This window comes from Halovulum dunhuangense, assembly GCF_013093415.1.
In the GTDB taxonomy this organism is placed as follows: Bacteria; Pseudomonadota; Alphaproteobacteria; order Rhodobacterales; family Rhodobacteraceae; genus Halovulum; species Halovulum dunhuangense.
This window is the reverse complement of the sequence record NZ_JABFBC010000001.1, coordinates 90558-108941: the sequence shown is the minus strand read 5'-3', so window position 1 is coordinate 108941 and position 18384 is coordinate 90558. Positions and strand designations below refer to the sequence as shown.

20 protein-coding genes are annotated in these 18384 nt (G+C 66.8%); 7 read left to right on the top strand and 13 right to left on the bottom strand.

Annotated features, from left to right (window positions below; all coding sequences use genetic code 11):
• The first annotated feature begins 256 nt into the window (after positions 1–256).
• The 6 genes from ccrA (at position 257) to HMH01_RS00525 (ending at position 5757) form a co-directional block, all read left to right on the top strand.
• Positions 257–1543 carry a crotonyl-CoA carboxylase/reductase gene (gene ccrA, locus HMH01_RS00550; protein WP_171321447.1) on the top strand — a complete coding sequence of 429 codons (1287 nt, stop codon included), beginning with the start codon at positions 257–259 and terminating at the stop codon, positions 1541–1543.
• Between the two features lie 182 nt (positions 1544–1725).
• A complete protein-coding gene (locus tag HMH01_RS00545) occupies positions 1726–1944 on the top strand; it encodes a hypothetical protein (protein WP_171321445.1) in 219 nt (72 codons plus the stop codon).
• Entirely contained in the window at positions 1904–2602 is a 699-nt protein-coding gene (locus HMH01_RS00540) for a helix-turn-helix transcriptional regulator (protein WP_171321442.1), read from the top strand. The genes HMH01_RS00545 and HMH01_RS00540 overlap by 41 nt, the downstream gene beginning before the upstream one ends.
• A 94-nt stretch (positions 2603–2696) precedes the next feature.
• Positions 2697–3335, top strand: a complete 639-nt coding sequence (locus HMH01_RS00535) for an acyl-homoserine-lactone synthase (RefSeq protein WP_171321440.1) — start codon at positions 2697–2699, stop codon at positions 3333–3335.
• Between the two features lie 71 nt (positions 3336–3406).
• Positions 3407–4930 (top strand): ATP-dependent DNA helicase, encoded by a 1524-nt coding sequence (locus HMH01_RS00530; RefSeq protein WP_171321438.1) that lies wholly within the window; start codon positions 3407–3409, stop codon positions 4928–4930.
• A gap of 50 nt (positions 4931–4980) precedes the next feature.
• Positions 4981–5757 carry a DUF1194 domain-containing protein gene (locus HMH01_RS00525; RefSeq protein ID WP_171321436.1) on the top strand — a complete coding sequence of 259 codons (777 nt, stop codon included), beginning with the start codon at positions 4981–4983 and terminating at the stop codon, positions 5755–5757.
• A gap of 6 nt (positions 5758–5763) precedes the next feature.
• Here the strand turns inward: HMH01_RS00525 and HMH01_RS00520 are convergent, their stop codons facing one another.
• The 13 genes from HMH01_RS00520 to trpS form a co-directional block, all read right to left on the bottom strand.
• Positions 5764–6540 carry a TIGR02186 family protein gene (locus HMH01_RS00520; protein ID WP_246237248.1) on the bottom strand — a complete coding sequence of 259 codons (777 nt, stop codon included), beginning with the start codon at positions 6538–6540 and terminating at the stop codon, positions 5764–5766.
• A complete protein-coding gene (locus tag HMH01_RS00515) occupies positions 6537–7454 on the bottom strand; it encodes a sulfite exporter TauE/SafE family protein (RefSeq protein ID WP_171321434.1) in 918 nt (305 codons plus the stop codon). The genes HMH01_RS00520 and HMH01_RS00515 overlap by 4 nt, the downstream gene beginning before the upstream one ends.
• A 120-nt stretch (positions 7455–7574) precedes the next feature.
• Positions 7575–8369: a purine-nucleoside phosphorylase gene (locus tag HMH01_RS00510; protein WP_171321433.1), complete on the bottom strand. Its 795-nt coding sequence runs from the start codon at positions 8367–8369 to the stop codon at positions 7575–7577.
• 1 nt (position 8370) lies between these two features.
• A complete protein-coding gene (locus tag HMH01_RS00505; protein WP_171321430.1) occupies positions 8371–9399 on the bottom strand; it encodes an ABC transporter permease in 1029 nt (342 codons plus the stop codon).
• Positions 9399–10496: an ABC transporter permease gene (locus tag HMH01_RS00500; protein ID WP_171321427.1), complete on the bottom strand. Its 1098-nt coding sequence runs from the start codon at positions 10494–10496 to the stop codon at positions 9399–9401. The genes HMH01_RS00505 and HMH01_RS00500 overlap by 1 nt, the downstream gene beginning before the upstream one ends.
• Entirely contained in the window at positions 10493–12076 is a 1584-nt protein-coding gene (locus tag HMH01_RS00495) for an ABC transporter ATP-binding protein (protein ID WP_246237247.1), read from the bottom strand. Before HMH01_RS00495 ends, HMH01_RS00500 begins: the two co-directional genes overlap by 4 nt.
• A 7-nt stretch (positions 12077–12083) precedes the next feature.
• A complete protein-coding gene (locus tag HMH01_RS00490; protein WP_216366736.1) occupies positions 12084–13094 on the bottom strand; it encodes a BMP family lipoprotein in 1011 nt (336 codons plus the stop codon).
• A 163-nt stretch (positions 13095–13257) separates the two neighbouring features.
• Entirely contained in the window at positions 13258–13686 is a 429-nt protein-coding gene (locus tag HMH01_RS00485) for a GNAT family N-acetyltransferase (RefSeq protein ID WP_171321424.1), read from the bottom strand.
• Positions 13687–13690: 4 nt separating this feature from the next.
• On the bottom strand, positions 13691–14332 hold the full coding sequence (gene tsaB / locus HMH01_RS00480) for a tRNA (adenosine(37)-N6)-threonylcarbamoyltransferase complex dimerization subunit type 1 TsaB (protein ID WP_171321421.1): 642 nt from the start codon (positions 14330–14332) through the stop codon (positions 13691–13693).
• Between the two features lie 8 nt (positions 14333–14340).
• Positions 14341–14901 (bottom strand): NifU family protein, encoded by a 561-nt coding sequence (locus tag HMH01_RS00475; RefSeq protein WP_171321419.1) that lies wholly within the window; start codon positions 14899–14901, stop codon positions 14341–14343.
• 73 nt (positions 14902–14974) lie between these two features.
• Positions 14975–15847: an alpha/beta fold hydrolase gene (locus tag HMH01_RS00470; RefSeq protein WP_171321418.1), complete on the bottom strand. Its 873-nt coding sequence runs from the start codon at positions 15845–15847 to the stop codon at positions 14975–14977.
• A gap of 42 nt (positions 15848–15889) precedes the next feature.
• Positions 15890–16348 (bottom strand): universal stress protein, encoded by a 459-nt coding sequence (locus tag HMH01_RS00465; protein WP_171321415.1) that lies wholly within the window; start codon positions 16346–16348, stop codon positions 15890–15892.
• Positions 16349–16579: 231 nt separating this feature from the next.
• The gene (gene trpS / locus HMH01_RS00460; RefSeq protein ID WP_171321412.1) at positions 16580–17608 is read right to left on the bottom strand and encodes a tryptophan--tRNA ligase; all 1029 of its coding nucleotides are present in this window, start codon (positions 17606–17608) and stop codon (positions 16580–16582) included.
• Between the two features lie 77 nt (positions 17609–17685).
• On the opposite strand from trpS, the gene HMH01_RS00455 reads away from it, so the two are divergent.
• Positions 17686–18381 carry a rhomboid family intramembrane serine protease gene (locus HMH01_RS00455; protein ID WP_171321410.1) on the top strand — a complete coding sequence of 232 codons (696 nt, stop codon included), beginning with the start codon at positions 17686–17688 and terminating at the stop codon, positions 18379–18381.
• The last annotated feature ends 3 nt before the right edge of the window (positions 18382–18384 follow it).

Genomic DNA, 18384 nt, shown 5'->3' with positions numbered 1-18384 from the left:
CGTTGCAGCATGATTGGAAAATAGGACGGCAACAAAATTACGCAAGAGATAAATTCCTGGGAACATTCTTGCCATATTGCTGCGCAGCGGGTCTGTTCGCGGCCTTCGGGATGCCGGGCGCGGCCGATCGCACTGGCGCTGTCTGCTGCAACGCAAAAACATCCTTGAAATCTGTGAGCAATAAAATTACAAAATAGGAAGTCAGTTTGGATAAATATGGCGCAAGATAGTTGCGCATTGATTCGAGGAGAGAGCCATGCTCGACAGCGATCCCCAGACCCTGCCCCCGCCTGACGGCAAGACGCTGTTCGCCGTGGGCCAGATCCCGCCGCTGGGGCACCTGCCCGAACGGATGTTCGCCTGGACCATCCGCCGCGAGCGCCACGGAGAACCGGACAAGTCCTTCCAGGTCGAGGTGGTGGACACGCCGAAGCCCGACAGCAACGAGGTCGTCGTCCTCGTGATGGCGGCTGGCGTGAACTACAACGGCGTCTGGGCCGGGCTGGGGGTGCCGATCTCTCCCTTCGACGTGCACGGGGCCGAGTTCCACATCGCCGGGTCCGACGCCTCTGGCATCGTCTGGGCCGTGGGCGACAAGGTCCGCCGCTGGAAGGTCGGCGACGAGGTGGTGATCCACTGCAACCAGGACGACGGCGACGACGAGCACTGCAACGGCGGCGATCCGATGTATTCGCCCAGCCAGCGGATCTGGGGCTACGAGACGCCCGACGGCAGCTTTGCCCAGTTCACCTGCGTCCAGTCCCAGCAGCTGATGCCGCGCCCCAGGCACCTGAGCTGGGAAGAGGCGGCGTGCTATACGCTGACGCTGGCGACCGCCTATCGCATGCTGTTCGGCCATACCCCGCACGAACTGCGCCCGGGCCAGAACGTGCTGGTGTGGGGCGCTTCCGGCGGACTCGGCTCCTATGCCATCCAGCTGATCACGACCGCCGGGGCCAACGCGATCGGGGTGATATCGGACGAGAGCAAGCGCGATTTCGTCCTGTCGCTGGGCGCAAAGGGCGTCATCAACCGCAGGGATTTCGACTGCTGGGGCCAGATGCCGACCGTCAACAGCCCCGAATACAAGGCCTGGTTCGCCGAGGCGCGCAAGTTCGGCAAGGCGATCTGGGACATCACCGGCAAGGGCGTGAACGTGGACATGGTGTTCGAGCATCCCGGCGAGGCGACCTTTCCGGTGTCGACCTTCGTGGTGAAGAAGGGCGGCATGGTGGTGATCTGCGCCGGTACCTCGGGCTACAACCTGACGCTGGACGCGCGCTACCTGTGGATGCACCAGAAGCGCGTGCAGGGCAGCCATTTCGCCAATCTCAAGCAGGCATCGGCGGCCAACCAGCTGATGATCGAGCGCCGGCTCGATCCCTGCCTGTCGGACGTCTTTCCCTGGGACCAGATCCCCGAGGCGCACATGATGATGCTGCGCAACGCCCACAGGCCCGGAAACATGGCGGTGCTGGTCGGCGCGCCGCGCGCCGGTCTGCGCACCGTCGAGGACGCGCGCGACGCGGCGGTCCGCCCCTGAGCCCGATTCTTGCCCGCATGGAATCACAGCGCCCCGGGTAATTCCGGGGCGCCAGCATTTGAAATCATGGGTTTACAGTGCAGACCACCGCCATTTCAGGGGGGGCGATTGTCGCGATTTTTTCTGGTATTCTTTTCGTGCTATGGTTGTATTAATGATCCGTTAACCAATCGCCGCGAGTGATGAACATGTCGAATGAATGGATGCTGGACCTCCTCGCCGATATTCGGAACGTCGCGGCGCGGAACGCGATGTTCGAGTTGTCGGAGCATCTCGACGACGCGCTGCTGATCGCCGCGCGTGAACTGCGGTCCGGCATCTGCGGGACGACAGGCGCGGGTGTTGGCGATGCATTGGACGATGGACTTTCTGGACCGGCTCGAAGCCACGAATTCCCTTGAGGGGATCCAGGCGCTTGTCACCGGCCTGCGCGACACGCTGGGGATCGAGCACGCGATCTATCACGTCGTCGGCGATACGGGGCGCGAATACGGGGCGCTGACCTACGACCAGGGCTGGGTCGAACACTACATCCGCAACCGGTATTACCGCATCGATCCCGTGGTAAAGGCCGCCTTCGCCGCGACCGGTCCCGTGGACTGGCGCAACCTTGACTGGAGCGGCGCCCCCGCGCGACGCCTGATCGGCGAGGCGGTGGAGGGCGGTATCGGGAAACAGGGCCATTCCGTGCCCATTCGCGGTGCCCATGGCCAGTTCGCGCTGTTTTCCGTCACCAGCTACGACAGCGAGGATCGCTGGACCCGTTTCGGGCAAGAAAACCTTCGCGGACTGGTTCTGGCGGCGCATTTCATCCATCAGCGCGCCCACGAGCTGCAAGGCGCATCCGGCGCGTTGCCCGACATCGCCCTCGCCCCGCGGGAACGCGACGTGCTGACCCATCTTTCGCTTGGACGTTCGCGCGGCGAGGCGGCCGAGAAGCTGGGAATATCCGAGCATACCTTGCGCGCCTATCTGGACAGCGCGCGGATCAAGCTTGGCGCCATGAACTCGATCCACGCCATCGCGGTCGCGGTCTCGCGCGGGCTGGTCATCCCCTGAGCGGGCGTTGCGCGAAAACTGTTCCGGCGCACGGTCGAACATAGTTAACCCGCTGACCGATAGGCCTCGGGCTCCCCCATGACGGAGCCCGGCCATGATCCGCTTTCTCTACGCCTCGCAGCTTGCCCTTCACCCCGAACTTGCCCGCACCATGTTCCGCGACCGCACCGCGCAGTTCATCACCCGGCTGGGCTGGGATCTGAACGCCGACAGCGAAGGCGGAGAGCGGGATGCCTATGACGCGATGAACCCGCTCTATGTCATCCTGGAGGATGGCGCCGGGCGGCACGCGGCTTCCATGCGGGTCATGCCGACGCTGGGGCGCACCATGGTCAATGACCATTTCTCCCACCTCAATAATGGTATCCAGATCCGCGCGCCCTTTGTCTGGGAATGCACCCGCTTCTGTCTTGCGCCCGGCAATCCGACGGAAAGCCGCAACCGCGCCGGGCTGCTGATGCTGGCCGGGCAGGAGCTTGGCCTGCGCCTTGGCCTGACCCGCGCGCTGGGCGTCTACGAGGCGCACATGGCCCGCATCTATCGTGGCATCGGATGGGAGCCGTCGCAGATCGGCGCCGAAGGCGAGGGGCGGGGCCGCATCTGCCTTGGTATCTGGCCCTTCGGTCCCGATATCCGCGACCGCATCGCCGAACGCGCGGGCCTGTCCCCGGACATCGTGGCGCCGTGGTTCGACGCGGCCTTTCCGTCGGGCGTCGCCGCCATCGCCGCCTGAGGCCACATTCCTGCCCCCGCGCTGTCGTTCCCCGTGGCGCAGGCCCGTGCGCCCGGGGTAGAAGCACATGCATGAACGTCGCCGCGCTAGAACTCTCCCCCGATCAGGTCCAGGCCCAGGATGCGATTGCCGCCATGCTGGCCTCGGCCGGCGTGGACCTGTCGGAGGCGACGCTTCTGCCCCCGCAGGAGGGGCGCAAGGGCACGCTTGCCGTGCTGGGCAAGGCGGGATCGGGCAAGACCATGCTGCTGGCGAAGCTGGTCACTGCGCTTTCCGATGCCGGGGTGGAAGTGATCTCGGGCGATTACGAGGGGCGCCGCAGGCGCGACCGTCGCACGCTTGCGATCCTTGCCCCCACGAACAAGGCGGCATCGGTGCTGCGTCAACGGGGCGTGCAGGCCACCACGATCCACCGCATCCTCTATACCCCGGTCTATGACCCGGAATACGAAAAGATCGCCATATGGCTGGCCGAGGGCGGGCCCAGGCCCGAAGTCGAGGGGCTGACGCCCGAGGCGCTGGATCGGGCCAAGGCGTTTTACGAGGGGATCAAGTCGATCCCCGGCGCGCTGGCGGCGGCCGGGTTGCGCGGATCGGATTTCATCACCGGCTGGAAGCGGCGCGACGAGCCGCTGGATATCGGCTTCATCGACGAGGCCTCGATGCTGGACGACCGGCAGTTCGACGATCTCCAGGAGATCTTTTCCACCCTCATCCTGTTCGGCGACCCTGCCCAGCTTGCCCCCGTGGGCCAGTCGGGCGCCATGTGCTTCGATGCGCTGCCTGCACCGCGCAAGCTGACACTCGCGCGGATCCACCGGCAGGCGGCGGACAACCCGATCCTGGATCTGGCCCATGCGCTGAGCGACCCGGCGCTGGACTTTCCGGAATTCGAACGGCGGATCGAGCAGGCCGCCGCCCGCGACGACCGCGTCGTGCTGGCCCCGCGGGTCGATGCGCAGATGATGGCCCGCGCGCCGGTGCTGGTCTGGCGCAACGCGACGCGCATCCGCCTGATCCAGGCATTTCGCGCCGCCTTCGATGCGCCCGAGGACCGGCTTCTGCCCGGTGAGCCGCTGATCTGCGACGGGATCGAGCTGCCGCTCAAGCACCGCAAGAAGCGCCTCGACCTGGAGGCGCGGGGCCTTATCAAGGGGGCGCAGGTGATCTTTCTCGGCCCGGGCCGGCGGCCCGGCTTTTCGCGGCTGCACGTGATGGGTGCCGAAGAGCCGCAGGTCAACGCCGCCACGATCATCAAGATCGAGAAGCCGGACGAGGAAGAGCCCTTCATCCCATCGGCCGCGACCATGGGGGCGGCCTTCATCCACGGGGCGGCCTGTACCATCCACAAGGCGCAGGGCTCGCAATGGCCCGAGGTACAGGTCTTTGCCCCCGATCTTTACGCCGCCGCCCGCGCGGGCCGGTCCGAGGCCGGCATCCCCCTGTGGAAGCGGCTTGCCTATGTCGCCATCACCCGCGCCGAGACGCGGCTGCACTGGGTCACCCGCTACATGCTGGGCCGCCCGGGCGGACCGCTTTCGACCGACGACCTGCGCGACATCGCCCCCGCGCCCCTGACGCTCGAGGCGGAGTGACGTGACGTCCCGCATTTCTGCGAATCCTCGAGCCGTGCTAGCGTCCCTTCATGCGCTGGTTCGCTGCCCTTCTCGTATCCCTCACCGCTGGCCTTCCAGCCGCAGCGCAAGAGCGTCTGGCGGTCGATCTGGAACTCGTTCTGGCGGTGGATGTCTCCCGCTCGATGGACGAGGATGAACTGATCCTTCAGCGCGAGGGCTATGCCTCTGCGCTGGAGCATCCGGCGGTATCCTCGGCCCTGACCATGGGGCGCGAAGGGCGCGCCGCCATCCTGTTCATGGAATGGGGCGGGCCGGGCGCCCACCGGGTGCTGGTGGACTGGACCGTGATCGACAGCCCGGAATCGGCCGCCGCCATTGCCTCGACCCTGCGCTTCGCGCCGGTCCGGTCGCTGCGCGGGACCAGCATCTCTTCGGCGCTGGAGCGCGCGGCGCTCGAGATCGACTCGAACGCGTTCGACGGGACGCGGCGGGTGGTCGACGTTTCTGGCGACGGGCCGAACAATGCCGGCCGCCCGGTCGCCGAGGTGCGTGACGAGCTGGCCGCCGCCGGGATCGAGATCAACGGCCTGCCCTTCATGTTCAAGCGCCCGGACGGAGTCTATTCCATCCCGGACCTCGATCTCTATTACGAGGACTGCGTGATCGCCGGCGACAGTGCCTTCGTGATCCCGATCTATGAGCTTGAACGGCTGGTCGTCTCGATCCGGCAGAAGCTCGTACTGGAAGTCTCGGGCCTGCGCCCTCCGACCGAAAGGCTGCGCCCGGCCTCGCTCAGCGACTGCCTGATGGGAGAGAAGCGCCGGCGCATGTATGACGCGCCCTGACGCGGCCTACCTGCGCAGCAGCCTGAACCCGGCCGACGCCGCCCACCCCGCGAACAGCGCCACCGCCAGCGACAGGACGCCATAGAACAACGGGCGTTCATGGGCGGTGACATAGATCCAGCGCTCCAGCCCTTCCTTGCGCACGGTGATCGCAGCCTCTGACAGGTTCACCACCTGACGATCGCGCAGAAGGAACATCCGGGTTTCGTATTCCCCTTCGACAAGGTTTGCCGGCAAGGCGAAGCTGGTGGAGAACAGCGTCTCCTCGCGCAGGTTCACGGCGCCGTCTTCCTGCGCGTAGAGCCCGTTGTCGCGACGGATGCGCACCACCGCTTCGGTGAAGTTGTCCGGATCCTCGACTTCGGCGCTGGCGCCGATGGTGCGCACGGACTGGTCGAAGCCGATCCTGTGCCGCAGGCGTTCCGTCTCGCTCATCACCTCTTCCAGCGGCCCGGTCGAGGCGATGGCATAGAAGCTGGGCGCCTCGTCGACGGTGACGGTGTCGGTGTTCATCCAGATGCCGAAGACGCGCTCCTTGCGGCGGACGACGACGGGACGGCTGGGGCCCTTGACGGTGATGACCACCTCGAGCGGCTCGGCCGTCCGGGGGACCGGCGCGTCGCGCTTTACCGCGCCATAGACGAAGATCTCCGAGCCGTCGAAATTCGCGGTGATCGCCACCCGGTTCTGGCTCAGCGCACCGATCACCTGCTCCAGCCCGTCCTGCGCCGGGGCCGCGCAGGGCAGGGCCCACAGCGCCATGGCGGCAAGCCAACGCCTCAAGACGTGGCACTCCCCAGCGAGTACAGCTCGCGCGGGGTTGCGATCAGGTCGTATGCCAGCTTGGCGCAGACCACGAGCACCAGGATCGCCAGCAGGATGCGCAGCTGCTCTGCCCGCAGGCGCATCCCCAGCCGCGTTCCGATCTGTGCCCCGATAACGCCCCCGATGATGAGAAGAAGCGCCAGGATCGCGTCCACGGTCTGCGTTTCCAGCGCGTGCAGCAGCGTCGTGAAGCCGGTGACGAAGATGATCTGGAACAGCGATGTGCCGATCACGACCTTTGTCGGCATGCCGAGGATGTAGATCATCGCCGGGATCATGATGAAGCCGCCGCCCACGCCCATGACCGCGGCCAGCACGCCCACGGTCGCGCCGATCAGCAGCACCGGGATGGCCGAGATGTAAAGCTGGCTTTGCCGGAAGCGCATCTTGAAGGGCAGTCCGTGCACCCAGCTGTGATGCTTGCGCGGGCGCGGCTTTGCCAGCGGCTCGCGCGCGCGGCGGATGGCGTTCAGGCTTTCGAAGAACATCAGCGTGCCGACGGTGCCCAGCAGCACGACGTAGCAAAGCGTGACGAACAGCTCGACCTGGCCCAGCGCCTTCATCCAGGTGAAGATGCGCACCCCTATGGCGGACCCCAGCAGGCCCCCGACAAGAAGCACGGTCCCCATCTTCAGATCGACGGTCCGGCGCTGGAAATGCGCCAGCACGCCCGAGAAGGACGACGCGACGATCTGGTTCGCCTGCGTGGCGACCGCTACCGCCGGCGGGATGCCGATGAAGAACAGAAGCGGCGTCAGGATGAAGCCGCCACCGACGCCGAACATGCCCGACATCACGCCCACCATCCCGCCAAGTCCGAGAAGCAGGAACGCGTTCACGGAGACCTCGGCTATGGGCAGATAGATTTGCATGTGCGGCACCGGTCGGGGGGCTTTACCCTGCATAGCCCCCGACACCCCCGCTTGAAAAGGGGGCGGTGTCGAAAACGCATCAAGGTGATGCAGTGTGTCCCGTCCCGAGGGGGCGCGCCGTCAGTCCAGGCTGGCCAGGTAGCCGCGCAGCACCTTTTCCAGCTTGGCCGCCCCGATCGGCGCCATGGCCTTGGTATGTTCGTGGCTCAGCACCTCGGACGACATGCCCGCGGCCATGTTGGTGATGGTCGAGATGGCGCCCACCTTCAGCCCGAGAAACCGCGCCAGGATCACCTCGGGCGCGGTGGACATGCCGACCGCGTCCGAGCCCAGGATCCGCAGGGCGCGGATCTCGGCCGGGGTCTCGAAGCTGGGGCCGGAATACCAGGCATAGACCCCGGTGTGCAGGGTCACGCCGGCCGCGCGTGCGGCCGCGTCCAGTGCCGTGCGGATGCCGCGGTCATAGGCGTCCGTCATGTTGACGAAGCGCGCGTCGGTCGGTTCGCCGATCAGCGGATTGCGGCCCGAGAAGTTGATGTGATCGGACAGCATCATCAGCTCCCCCGGACCCATGCCGTCGCGCAGCGAACCGGCGGCGTTGGTCAGCAGCAGCTGTTCCGCCCCCAGCGCCTTCAGCACCTCCAGCGGCAGGCGCATCGCCTGCGCGTCGCCCTTCTCGTAGTAATGTGCCCGCCCGCCCAGGACCGCCACGCGGACACCCTCCAGGTTGCCGATCACCAGTTTCGGGCTGTGCCCGGACACCCCGGCATGGGGAAATCCCGGCAGGTCGGCGTAGTCGATGGCCACCCCGTCCACGCTTTCGGCCAGGTGGCCCAGGCCCGAGCCGAGGATCAGGCCGACACGCACCGGCGCATCGCCCGCCCGCCGGCGGATGGTTGCAAGAAGATCGTCCAACTCAACGCTCCTTCACATAGGGCTGGCCGCCCGCCTTGGGCGGGATCGCCTTGCCGATGAAGCCGGCCAGGATCACCACGGTCAGGATGTAGGGCAGGGCCTGCATGAACTGAACCGGGATCACGAAGGCGCCGACATCGACGTTCTGGTATTTCGAGCCGATGGCCTCGAGCAGCCCGAACAGCAGGCAGGCCCAGAGCGCGGGCCAGGGGCGCCACTTGGCGAAGATCAGCGCCGCCAGCGCGATGAAGCCGCGCCCGGCGGTCATGTCCTTCACGAATCCCGCGGCCGACGTGCCCATCGACAGGTAGGCGCCCGCGATCCCGCACAGCACGCCGCAGATCAGCACCGCCGAATAGCGCTGCCGCGTGACCGAGATGCCCGCCGTGTCCACCGCGCCCGGATTCTCGCCCACGGCGCGCAGGCGCAGGCCGAAGCGGGTCGAGAACAGGATCCACGCCGTCAACGGCACCGCCAGAAGCGCGATGTAGACCAGGATCACCTGTCCCGAGATCACGTCGGCGTAGAACGGGCCGATGACGGGGATGCCGCGCCGGGTTTCCGCCAGCGGTAGCTCGATCGCGGTGAAGCGGGCGGCGCCGGTCAGCTGCGGCGTCTGCCCGCCCATCGAGAACAGCGCCTCGCCCACCAGCACGGTGACGCCTGCGGCCAGGAAGTTGATCGCCACGCCCGAGATCAGCTGGTTTCCCCTCAGCGTGATCGAGGCGAAGCCGTGCAGTGCCGACATCGCGATGGCCGCCAGCATACCGGCAGTGACCCCGAGCCAGGCCGCCGCCCAGCCCAGTCCGAGGCCCGAGATCTGGCCGGGGAAGGGATCGGCGACATAGGGTGCCGCCGCCCAGGCCGCTACCGCGGCCGAGGCAAAGGCCGCGGCCAGCATCTTGCCCTCGAGCCCGATGTCGAAGATGCCCGAACGTTCGGAAAACAGGCCCGCAAGGCAGGCCAGAAGCAGCGGCGCCGCGTTGCGCATGGTGCTGTCGAAAAGCTGGAAGAGTTCCGCCAGATCCATCACGCGCGCCCCCGGTTGATGAACAGGAACAGCCGCTCCATCGGGAAGCGCACCATGTTTTCAAGGCTGCCGGTGAACAGGATCACCAGCGCCTGGATGGTCAGGATCATCTGGCTGGGGATGGCCGGGATCTCGAAGGCAAGCTCTGCGCCGCCCTGGTAGAGCACGCCGAACAGCAATGCCGCCAGCACCACGCCCACCGGGTGCGACCGCCCCATGAGGGCGACGGCGATGCCGACGAAGCCCGCCCCCAGCACGCTGTCGAGGTTCAGGCGTTGCAGGTCGCCCATCACCGTGTTTATCGCCATCAGTCCGGCCAGCGCCCCCGAGATCAGCATCGTGATCATGGTGATCCGGAACGGAGAGATCCCGGCATAGACCGCCGCCTTGTCGGAAAAACCGAAGGCCCGGATTTCGTAGCCGAGGCGCGAGCGCCAGATCAGCAGCCAGACCAGCACGCAGGCGATCAGCGCGACGAACAGGCTGATATTCGCGGGCGACCGCGCCATGTCGAGGCCGATCCAGTCGGCCATCTGGTCAAGCCGCGGGATGTTCGCGCCATCCTCGAAGCGGCGGCTTTCCGGGGCCATGGAGCCGGGCATCTTGAAGATGTTGGTCAGCAGATAGACCAGCAGCGCCGAGGCGATGTAGTTGAACATGATCGTGGTGATCACGATGTGGCTGCCGCGCCGTGCCTGAAGATACGCGGGCACCGCGGCCCAGGCCGCCCCGAAGGCCATCGCGCCCAGGATCGCCAGCGGCAGCGTCAGCAGCCAGTGCGTCTGGTCCAGCGTCAGACAGACCAGCGCCACGCCGATCCCGGCGACGCCGGCCTGCCCCTCGCCCCCGATGTTGAAGATCGAGGCGTGGAACGCGACCGCCACGGCAAGCCCCGTGCAGATGAAGCTGGTGGCGTAGAAGAGCGTGTAGCCGATGCCGTAATCCGAGCCGAGCGCGCCGCGGATCATGATGCCCATGGCGTGCACCGGATCCTCGCCAATGAACATCACAACCAGGCCCGCCACGAAAAAGGCCAGCAGCACGTTGATCGCCGGGATCAGGATGAGATCCGCCCAGCGGGGAAGGGTCTTGCTCATGTCGAAGCCCTTTTCGGGTCGATGCCGGCCATCAGCAGGCCGAGTTCGCCTTCGTCGGTTTCCCGCGACAGCCGCTCGCCCGAGATCGCGCCGTCGAACATCACCAGGATCCGGTCGGACAGGCCTAGGATTTCGTCCAGTTCGACCGACACCAGCAGGATCGCCTTGCCGCGGTCGCGCATGGCGACGATCTGGTTGTGGATGAACTCGATCGCGCCGATATCCACGCCGCGGGTCGGCTGGCCGATCAGCAGCACGTCGGGGTCATTCTCGATCTCGCGCGCGATCACGATCTTCTGCTGGTTGCCGCCCGAGAAATTCGCGGCCTTCAGGTCGCAGCTGGGCGGGCGGATGTCGTATTTCTCGATCCGCTCGCGCGCGTCGTCGCGCATGGCGTTGCGGTCCATCAGACCCCAGCGCGCCTGGTAGCGCGGGCGGTCGTGATAGCCGAAGCAGTTGTTCTCCCATTCGGCGAAGGGCATGATAAGCCCCAGCCGGTGCCGATCCTCGGGTACATGGGCGATGCCCAGCCTGCGGCGGTATTTCGGATCGGCGGTACGGCTCAGATCCAGCGGCTGCCCCTTGAAGCTGACGCTGCCGCCGGATGCGGGTGCTATCCCGGCCAGCACCTCCAGAAGCTGCGACTGCCCGTTGCCGGCGACGCCCGCGATGCCCAGCACCTCGCCGGCGCGCAGGTCCAGGTCGATGCCCTTCAGCCGCTCGACCCCGTGACCGTCGGTCACCTTCAGTCCACGCACCTGCATCACCGTCTCGCCCGGTACGGCCGGTGTCTTTTCGACCCGCAGGAGCACGCGCCGGCCCACCATCAGCTCTGCCAGCTGCGCGGGAGAGGTATCCGCCGTCTGCACCGTCGCCGTCATCTCGCCGCGGCGCATCACGCTGACCGTGTCGGTCACGGCCATGATCTCGCGCAGCTTGTGGGTGATCAGGATGATCGTCTTGCCCTGCGCCTTCAGCCCCTCGAGGATGCGGAACAGGTGATCCGCCTCGGACGGGGTCAGCACGCCTGTCGGCTCGTCCAGGATCAGGATGTCTGCCTGCCGGTAGAGCGCCTTGAGGATCTCGACCCGCTGCTGGAAACCGACCGCCAGATCGCCCACCACGGCGTCCGGGTCCACCTCAAGCTCGTATTCGCGTGCGAGGTCCGTCAGAAGCTTGCGCGCCCTGGCGAGAGAGGGCTTGAGAAGCCGTCCCTCCTCGGCGCCGAGGACGACGTTTTCAAGCACGGTGAAGGGCTGCACCAGCATGAAATGCTGGTGGACCATGCCGATGCCGGCGCGGATCGCGTCGTCGGAATTCTGGATCTTCGTCGGCACGCCGCCGATGCGTATCTCGCCCCGGTCGGCCGTGTAGAAGCCGTAGAGAATGGACATCAGCGTGGATTTCCCGGCGCCGTTCTCTCCGACGATGCCGTGGATGGTGCCGCGACGCACCTTGAGCGAGATGTCCTTGTTGGCCTGCACCGGGCCGAACGCCTTCGAGATGCCGACAAGCTCGATGGCCGGTGCGTCAGGGGCAGCCGTTTCCGGCTGCCCCGTCATGGTTTCCGCTGTGGTCATCTGCGCGTCAGGAGACCGGGCAGCTGTCGTCGCTGCGGTAGTCGTGGACCGAGATCTCGCCCGAGACGATCTTCGCCTTGGCCTCTTCCACGGCGGCCGTCATCTCGTCGGTCAGCAGCGCCCGGTTGTTGTCATCCACCGCGTAGCCCACGCCTTCCTGCGCCAGGCCCAGCGTCTGCACGCCAACGGTGAAGTTGCCGTCCATCGCATCCTTGAACGCGTTGTAGGTGGCGACGTCCACGCGCTTCAGCATCGAGGTCAGGACGCTGCCGGGATGCAGGTAGTTCTGGTTCGAGTCGACGCCGATCCCGAAGGCCCCGGCATCCGCCGCCGCCTGCAGCACGCCGCGCCCGGTGCCACCGGCCGCGTGATAGACCACGTCCGCTCCCTGCTGGATCTGGCCGGTGGCCAGTTCACCGCCGCGCACGGGGTCGTTCCAGGCCGCGCCGGTGGTGCCGGTCATGTTCTGGATCACGGTGATGTCGGGGTTCACCGCCTTTGCACCCTGCACATAGCCGCAGGCGAAGGCGCGGATCAGCGGGATGTCCATGCCGCCGACGAAACCGACGGTGCCGGTTTCGGACTTCATCGCCGCAAGCATGCCGACCAGGTAGGAGCCTTCTTCTTCCTTGAAGACGACCGACCGCACGTTCGGCAGGTCCACGACCGCGTCGATGATCTGGAACTGGGTGTCGGGGAATTCGGCCGCGACCGCTTCCATGGCGCTGGCCTGGGCGAAGCCCGCCACGACGATCGGGTTGTTGCCAGCCTCGGCGAAGCGGCGCAGCGCCTGCTCGCGCTGGGCGTCGGACTGGATTTCGAATTCGCGGTACTCGACGCCGAATTCTTCCTTGAAGCGCTCCGCGCCCTCATAGGCGGCCTGGTTGAACGAGCGGTCGAACTTGCCGCCCAGGTCGAAGATGACGGCCGGGTTGAAATTCGTGTGGCCGTCGGCCAGCGCGGTGGCGGCAGAGCCAAGCAGCGCGGCGATGCCTGCGACGGCGGAAAGCATCTTCATTCGGTGTCCTCCAATGTTGGTCCGTTCCACCGGCCAAGGCCAGGTGCGCGTCGCGCGGCGAATATCGCGCTGGCGAGGCCCTCAACCGGCAGGGGAAACTCGCGCCAGTAAGGCGCAGCCAGCAGGGCCGGTCAATGGGTTTTTCTTCCCCTAACGCTGCGTTTCAGCCCTTTGGCGCAAGGCATTTGCCCATCACATGGGCATGGACGCGCACACGCCCGCCGGCGTCGTAGTAGTCCTTCCGATGACCGCGCGGAACAAAGCCCGCTGCCGCATAAAGCGCCCGCGCGGCGATATTGGTTTCGGCCACCTCGAGGAACAGTTCCTCGACGCCGCTGGCCTCGGCCCAGCGCTGCATTTCCGCCAGAAGCCGCGCGGCGTGTCCCTGCCGCCGGGCATCGGGTGCGGTGCAGAGGGTCAGGATCTCGGCTTCGGGGCCGGCGCGGCGGGCGATCAGGAAAGCGGCCGTTCCAGCGGTGAAGAGGGCGACGCCGGGCAGGGCAAGCACTTCGGCGAATTCGGCCGCGCTCCAGGGGCGGGGCGGGCCGGGAAAGGCGCGCGCATGCAGCGCCGCCAGGGCCTCGGGCGTCATGGCATCAGTCCAGCAGCGTTGGCGGCCCCTCGGCCGGAAGGGCCGCGTCCGCCGTCCTCAGGTAGAGCGGCGCGGGCGGGGCGTGAGGTGCCGCCCTCGTGGCCGCGATCATGGCGAAGATCTCGGGCGCCGGGACGGTATTGCCCGATCCCGGCCGCGCGTCCACGATCCCGGCCAGACGCGTCGCGTCATGGCCCAGCACCAGCGTCGAGGGCGGCAGCGCCACATGATGCAGCGCGGTGCGGTCGGTCAGGCGGGGCGACAGGTCGGCGCCGCGGAAGCCCTGGACGTAAAGACGGTCACGCCCGGCATCCAGCGCGACCAGCACGGGCCCGTCATGCCCCCAGGCCAGCGCCTCGAAGGTGCTGACCCCGATTGCGGGAATGCCAAGCGCCAGCGCCAGCCCGCGCGCGGTCGAGACCGAAATGCGGATTCCGGTGAAGTTGCCGGGGCCGATGCCCACGGCAATGGCGTCGAGGTGGCGAAAGTCGGTGCCCGCTGCCTCCAGCAGGGATTGCGCCATGGGGACCAGCCGCTCGGCCTGTCCCCGGCCCATGACCTCGCTCAGCGTGCCGCGAACGACGCCGTCCTCAAGCAAAGCCGCCGCGCAATGCGCGGCGGCTGTATCGATGGCGAGGATGCGCATGGCGCCCGTCAGGCAGCGACCGGTCGGACTTCCGTCACTTCCGGTATGTAGTGCCGCAGCAGGTTCTCGATGCCCATCTTCAGCGTCATGGTCGAGGACGGGCAGCCCGCGCAAGCGCCCTGCATGTGCAGATAGACGACGCCCCGCTCGAACCCGTGGAAGGTGATGTCGCCGCCATCCTGAGCCACGGCGGGACGCACGCGGGTGTCCAGCAGTTCCTTGATCTGGCTGACGATATGGGCGTCGGGGCCGTCATGCTCGGCATGGCCGACCGCGCCGCCGTCGCCCTCGATCACCGGCAGGCCGGACTGGTAATGTTCCATGATCGCACCCAGCACGGCGGGCTTGATATGCGCCCACTCGATGTCGGCACCCTTGGTCACGGTGACGAAATCGGGCCCGAGGAACACACCGGTCACACCCTCCACCCCGAACACGCGGCTTGCGAGCGGAGAGTTGCCTGCGGCGTCGGCGCTGGGGAAGTCCGCCGTGCCGGCCGGCATCACTGCCTGCCCGGGCAGGAATTTCAGCGTGGCGGGGTTCGGGGTCGATTCGGTCTGGATGAACATGGAAGGTGCCCTCGTGCGGTTTGGCTCGAACATGGGACTCCCGAGCGATTAAGTCAAGCAATCTGGAATTGTTCTAAACCGCCCCGAAGAAGGCTGCCAGCGCCGCGGTGGTCTGCTCGGGCTTCTCCTCGGCCAGGAAATGCCCGCAGTCGAACACCTCCTCGGCCAGCGCCTCGCCCCAGCCGGTCCAGGCATCGAGCAGTGAGCGCGGCTCGTATTGCCGGCCCCTTATCAGAAGCATCGGACAGGCGATGAAGTGCCGGGCATCCCGGTCGGCCTCGTCCAGTTCACGGTCGATCCCGGCCCCGGCGCGGTAATCCGCGGCCATCGCCGCGCGAACCTCCGGCCGTTCCATCGCCGCGCGATATTCGGCCACGGCCGCGGGGTCGAGTTCCGCCCCCTCGCCCTTCCAGCGGTTCAGAAGGTGATCGAGGTAGAAGCCGGGATCGGCGCCCAGCAGACGCTCCACCACCGGCGCGTCCTGTGCCAGGAGCGGCCAGTGATAGCTGCGCAGCGCCGCTTTCCAGTCCATCTCTTCCCAGGTGTCGATGGTGGTCATGATGTCCATGACCGCCAGCCGGTTTACCCGGTTGGGATGATCCAGTGCCATCCGGTAGGCAACCCGTCCGCCGCGGTCATGCCCCGCGACCGCGAATTCGTCGTGGCCGAGCGATTCCATCACCTCGACCATCGCCGCGGCCATCGAACGCTTGGAATGGGTCGCGCCGTCGGCGCTGGGCGTGGGCCCGCGGCTTGCGCCGTAGCCTGGAAGGTCGGGCACGATCACCCGGTAATGCCGCGCCAGTTGCGGCGCGACCAGGTGCCATGCGGCGCGGGTCTGCGGAAAGCCGTGCAGCAGAAGCACCGGAAAGCCCTCGCCGGCGGCCACAAGGTCGATCTCGGCCGTGGCCGTGGTCAGGCGGTGGTGCTCGAAATCCTCGAACATCGGATGTCCTCCCGTGTCGGGTGCCCGTTTCGGGCTGTTGTCTCAGGACACCGCGATGATGTCCTCCTTGGTCATGTTGCCCGGAACGACCGTGATCGGCACCGGCATCTCGCCGATCCGTCGCCCGGTCAGTTCCGTGACCAGCGGGCCGGGGCCATCGCCCTTGGTGCCGGCCCCCAGCACGAGCACGCCGATCTCGGGGTCGGCCTTTATGTGCTCGATGATCTCGCGGGCCTTCTCGCCCTCGCGGATGGCCAAAGTGGGGCGGATGCCCTCGACCTTTTCCATCCGCTCGCGGAACACCTCGAAATGGGCCTCGATCTTTTCCCGCGCCTCGGCGCGCATCATCTCGCCGACGCCGATCCAGTGCTGGAACTCCTCGGGCGACACGATACCCAGCAACTCGACCCCGCCCCCTGTCTTGGAGGCGCGGATCGCGGCGAAGCGCATCGCCACAAGGCATTCGGGCGTGTCATCGAGAACCACGAGAAACTTGCGCAAGGATCACCTCCGGTATTGCCCGCGGATCATTCCCGATCCGGGTTGGGCATGCAAGTCAGTCCCGCGTCACACGGGCCTGTCCTGCGGCTCCCCCCTGTTCGCCAGATACCGCGCGTTCGGTGGGTCCATACCGATCATTGGCCCGGACAGTGCGCCCACCCTCCGGTCCGCAATACCCAGCCTGGACACAGCAGCGCCAGCGCGACCCTCGCCGCGTGGCGCCACCGCAGACTATCTGCTCCGGATGAAGCCCAGGAGTTCGTAGGTCTTGTCCAGCACCGGCTCTGCTATGGCGGCGGCGCGGTCGGCACCATCGCCCAGGATGCGGTCGATCTCGGCCGGGTCTGCCATCAACTCGGACATCTTCGTGCCGATATGGGACAGCTTCTCCACCGCCAGATCCGCCAGCGCCGGCTTGAAGGCCGAGAAGGGCTGGCCGCCATGCTCTGCCATCACCGCACCGGGCGTCACTTCCGCCAGCGCCGCATAGATGTTCACCAGGTTGCGTGCCTCCGGCCGTTCCTCCAGCCCCTCGAGGGTCTCGGGCAGTGGCTCGGGGTCGGTCTTGGCCTTGCGGATCTTTCTGGCGATGGTGTCCGCGTCGTCGGTCAGGTTGATCCGGCTCATGTCCGAGGGGTCGGACTTGGACATCTTCTTGGTGCCGTCCCGCAGGCTCATCACGCGGGTGGCCGCGCCCTCGATCAGCGGCTCTGGCAGGGGAAAGAAGTCCAGCGCGTCGAAATCCAGGTTGAACTTCGCCGCGATGTCGCGGGCGAATTCCAGGTGCTGCTTCTGATCCTCGCCCACGGGCACATGCGTCGCCTGGTATGCAAGGATGTCCGCCGCCATCAGGGCCGGGTAGGTATACAGCCCGATCGACGCCTTTTCGGCGTTCTTCCCTGCCTTGTCCTTGAACTGGGTCATGCGGTTGGCCCAGCCGAGCCGCGCGACGCAATTGAACACCCAGGCCAGCTGGGTATGGGCGGGAACCTGGCTCTGGTTGAACAGGATCGAGCGTTTCGGATCCAGCCCGCAGGCGATGAAGGCGGCGGCCAGCTCGCGCGTGGCGGCGGCCATCTTCTCGCGCCCGGGCCAGGTCACCGTGACCGCGTGCAGGTCCACCACGCAGTAGATGGTTTCCCAGTCCCTTTCCTGCAGTTCCACGAACCGCTTCACCGCGCCGAGGTAATTGCCGAGCGTCAGCCCACCGGTGGGCTGCACGCCGGAAAAGACGCGCTGGGTGTGGGTGGTCTGGGACATGGTCAAGCGCCTGCGTCTGTGGTTAAACCGGGCTGCTTATCGCGGCTCGCCCAGCCCGCGTCAACAGGAGCGGACCGATGCGGATGTATGACCCGGACCACAACGCCTCGCCGGTGAACCCTATCCCGCCGGTGGTCATGGCACTGGTGGCCCTGGTGGTCGCGGTGGAGCTTCTGTTCCAGGCCGGCGCGCGCGGACTTGTCGGCGGGCCCGAGGCGGTGGGCTGGCGGCTGGAGGCGTTGCGGAACTTCGGCTTCTTCTCGCGCTATTTCGACTACATGGTCCAGAGCGGCGACTGGCGCATCGATGGCCTGTGGCGCTTCGTCACCTACAGCTTCATCCATTACAACCTGACCCATACCCTGTTCGCCGCAGTCCTGCTGCTTGCGCTGGGCAATTTCACCGCGCGACTGTTCCATCCCGCCGCGATCCTGCTGGCCTATGCGGTCTCGGCCGTTTCGGGCGCGCTGGTCCATGCGCTGGTCATCGACAGCGAGGCGCCGCTTTTTGGCGCCTACCCGGCGGTCTACGGGCTGCTCGGCCTCTATACCTGGGCGCTGTGGGCGGCGGCCGACAAGCTGGGGACGAACCCCTACGCGGCGTTCCGGCTGATCGGGGTTCTGGTCGGGATACAGGTCATATTCATCCTTATCGACGGCACCTGGGCCAGCCTCTGGTCCGAGATCGCGGGCTTCGTCGCGGGATTCCTGATCGCGACCCCGCTTGCACCGGGTGGCCTGAGACGGTTGCGGCGCAAGTTGCAGGGCGGCTGAGGG

Bases quoted from the DNA above. Each gene is read 5' to 3' on its own strand.
- ccrA (WP_171321447.1), top strand. From the start codon at position 257: ATGCTCGACAGCGATCCCCAGACCCTGCCCCCGCCTGACGGCAAGACG.
- HMH01_RS00545 (WP_171321445.1), top strand. From the start codon at position 1,726: ATGAACATGTCGAATGAATGGATGCTGGACCTCCTCGCCGATATTCGG.
- HMH01_RS00540 (WP_171321442.1), top strand. From the start codon at position 1,904: ATGGACTTTCTGGACCGGCTCGAAGCCACGAATTCCCTTGAGGGGATC.
- HMH01_RS00535 (WP_171321440.1), top strand. From the start codon at position 2,697: ATGATCCGCTTTCTCTACGCCTCGCAGCTTGCCCTTCACCCCGAACTT.
- HMH01_RS00530 (WP_171321438.1), top strand. From the start codon at position 3,407: ATGAACGTCGCCGCGCTAGAACTCTCCCCCGATCAGGTCCAGGCCCAG.
- HMH01_RS00525 (WP_171321436.1), top strand. From the start codon at position 4,981: ATGCGCTGGTTCGCTGCCCTTCTCGTATCCCTCACCGCTGGCCTTCCA.
- HMH01_RS00515 (WP_171321434.1), bottom strand. From the start codon at position 7,454: ATGCAAATCTATCTGCCCATAGCCGAGGTCTCCGTGAACGCGTTCCTG.
- HMH01_RS00505 (WP_171321430.1), bottom strand. From the start codon at position 9,399: ATGGATCTGGCGGAACTCTTCCAGCTTTTCGACAGCACCATGCGCAAC.
- HMH01_RS00500 (WP_171321427.1), bottom strand. From the start codon at position 10,496: ATGAGCAAGACCCTTCCCCGCTGGGCGGATCTCATCCTGATCCCGGCG.
- HMH01_RS00495 (WP_246237247.1), bottom strand. From the start codon at position 12,076: ATGACCACAGCGGAAACCATGACGGGGCAGCCGGAAACGGCTGCCCCT.
- HMH01_RS00490 (WP_216366736.1), bottom strand. From the start codon at position 13,094: ATGAAGATGCTTTCCGCCGTCGCAGGCATCGCCGCGCTGCTTGGCTCT.
- HMH01_RS00485 (WP_171321424.1), bottom strand. From the start codon at position 13,686: ATGACGCCCGAGGCCCTGGCGGCGCTGCATGCGCGCGCCTTTCCCGGC.
- tsaB (WP_171321421.1), bottom strand. From the start codon at position 14,332: ATGCGCATCCTCGCCATCGATACAGCCGCCGCGCATTGCGCGGCGGCT.
- HMH01_RS00475 (WP_171321419.1), bottom strand. From the start codon at position 14,901: ATGTTCATCCAGACCGAATCGACCCCGAACCCCGCCACGCTGAAATTC.
- HMH01_RS00470 (WP_171321418.1), bottom strand. From the start codon at position 15,847: ATGTTCGAGGATTTCGAGCACCACCGCCTGACCACGGCCACGGCCGAG.
- trpS (WP_171321412.1), bottom strand. From the start codon at position 17,608: ATGTCCCAGACCACCCACACCCAGCGCGTCTTTTCCGGCGTGCAGCCC.
- HMH01_RS00455 (WP_171321410.1), top strand. From the start codon at position 17,686: ATGCGGATGTATGACCCGGACCACAACGCCTCGCCGGTGAACCCTATC.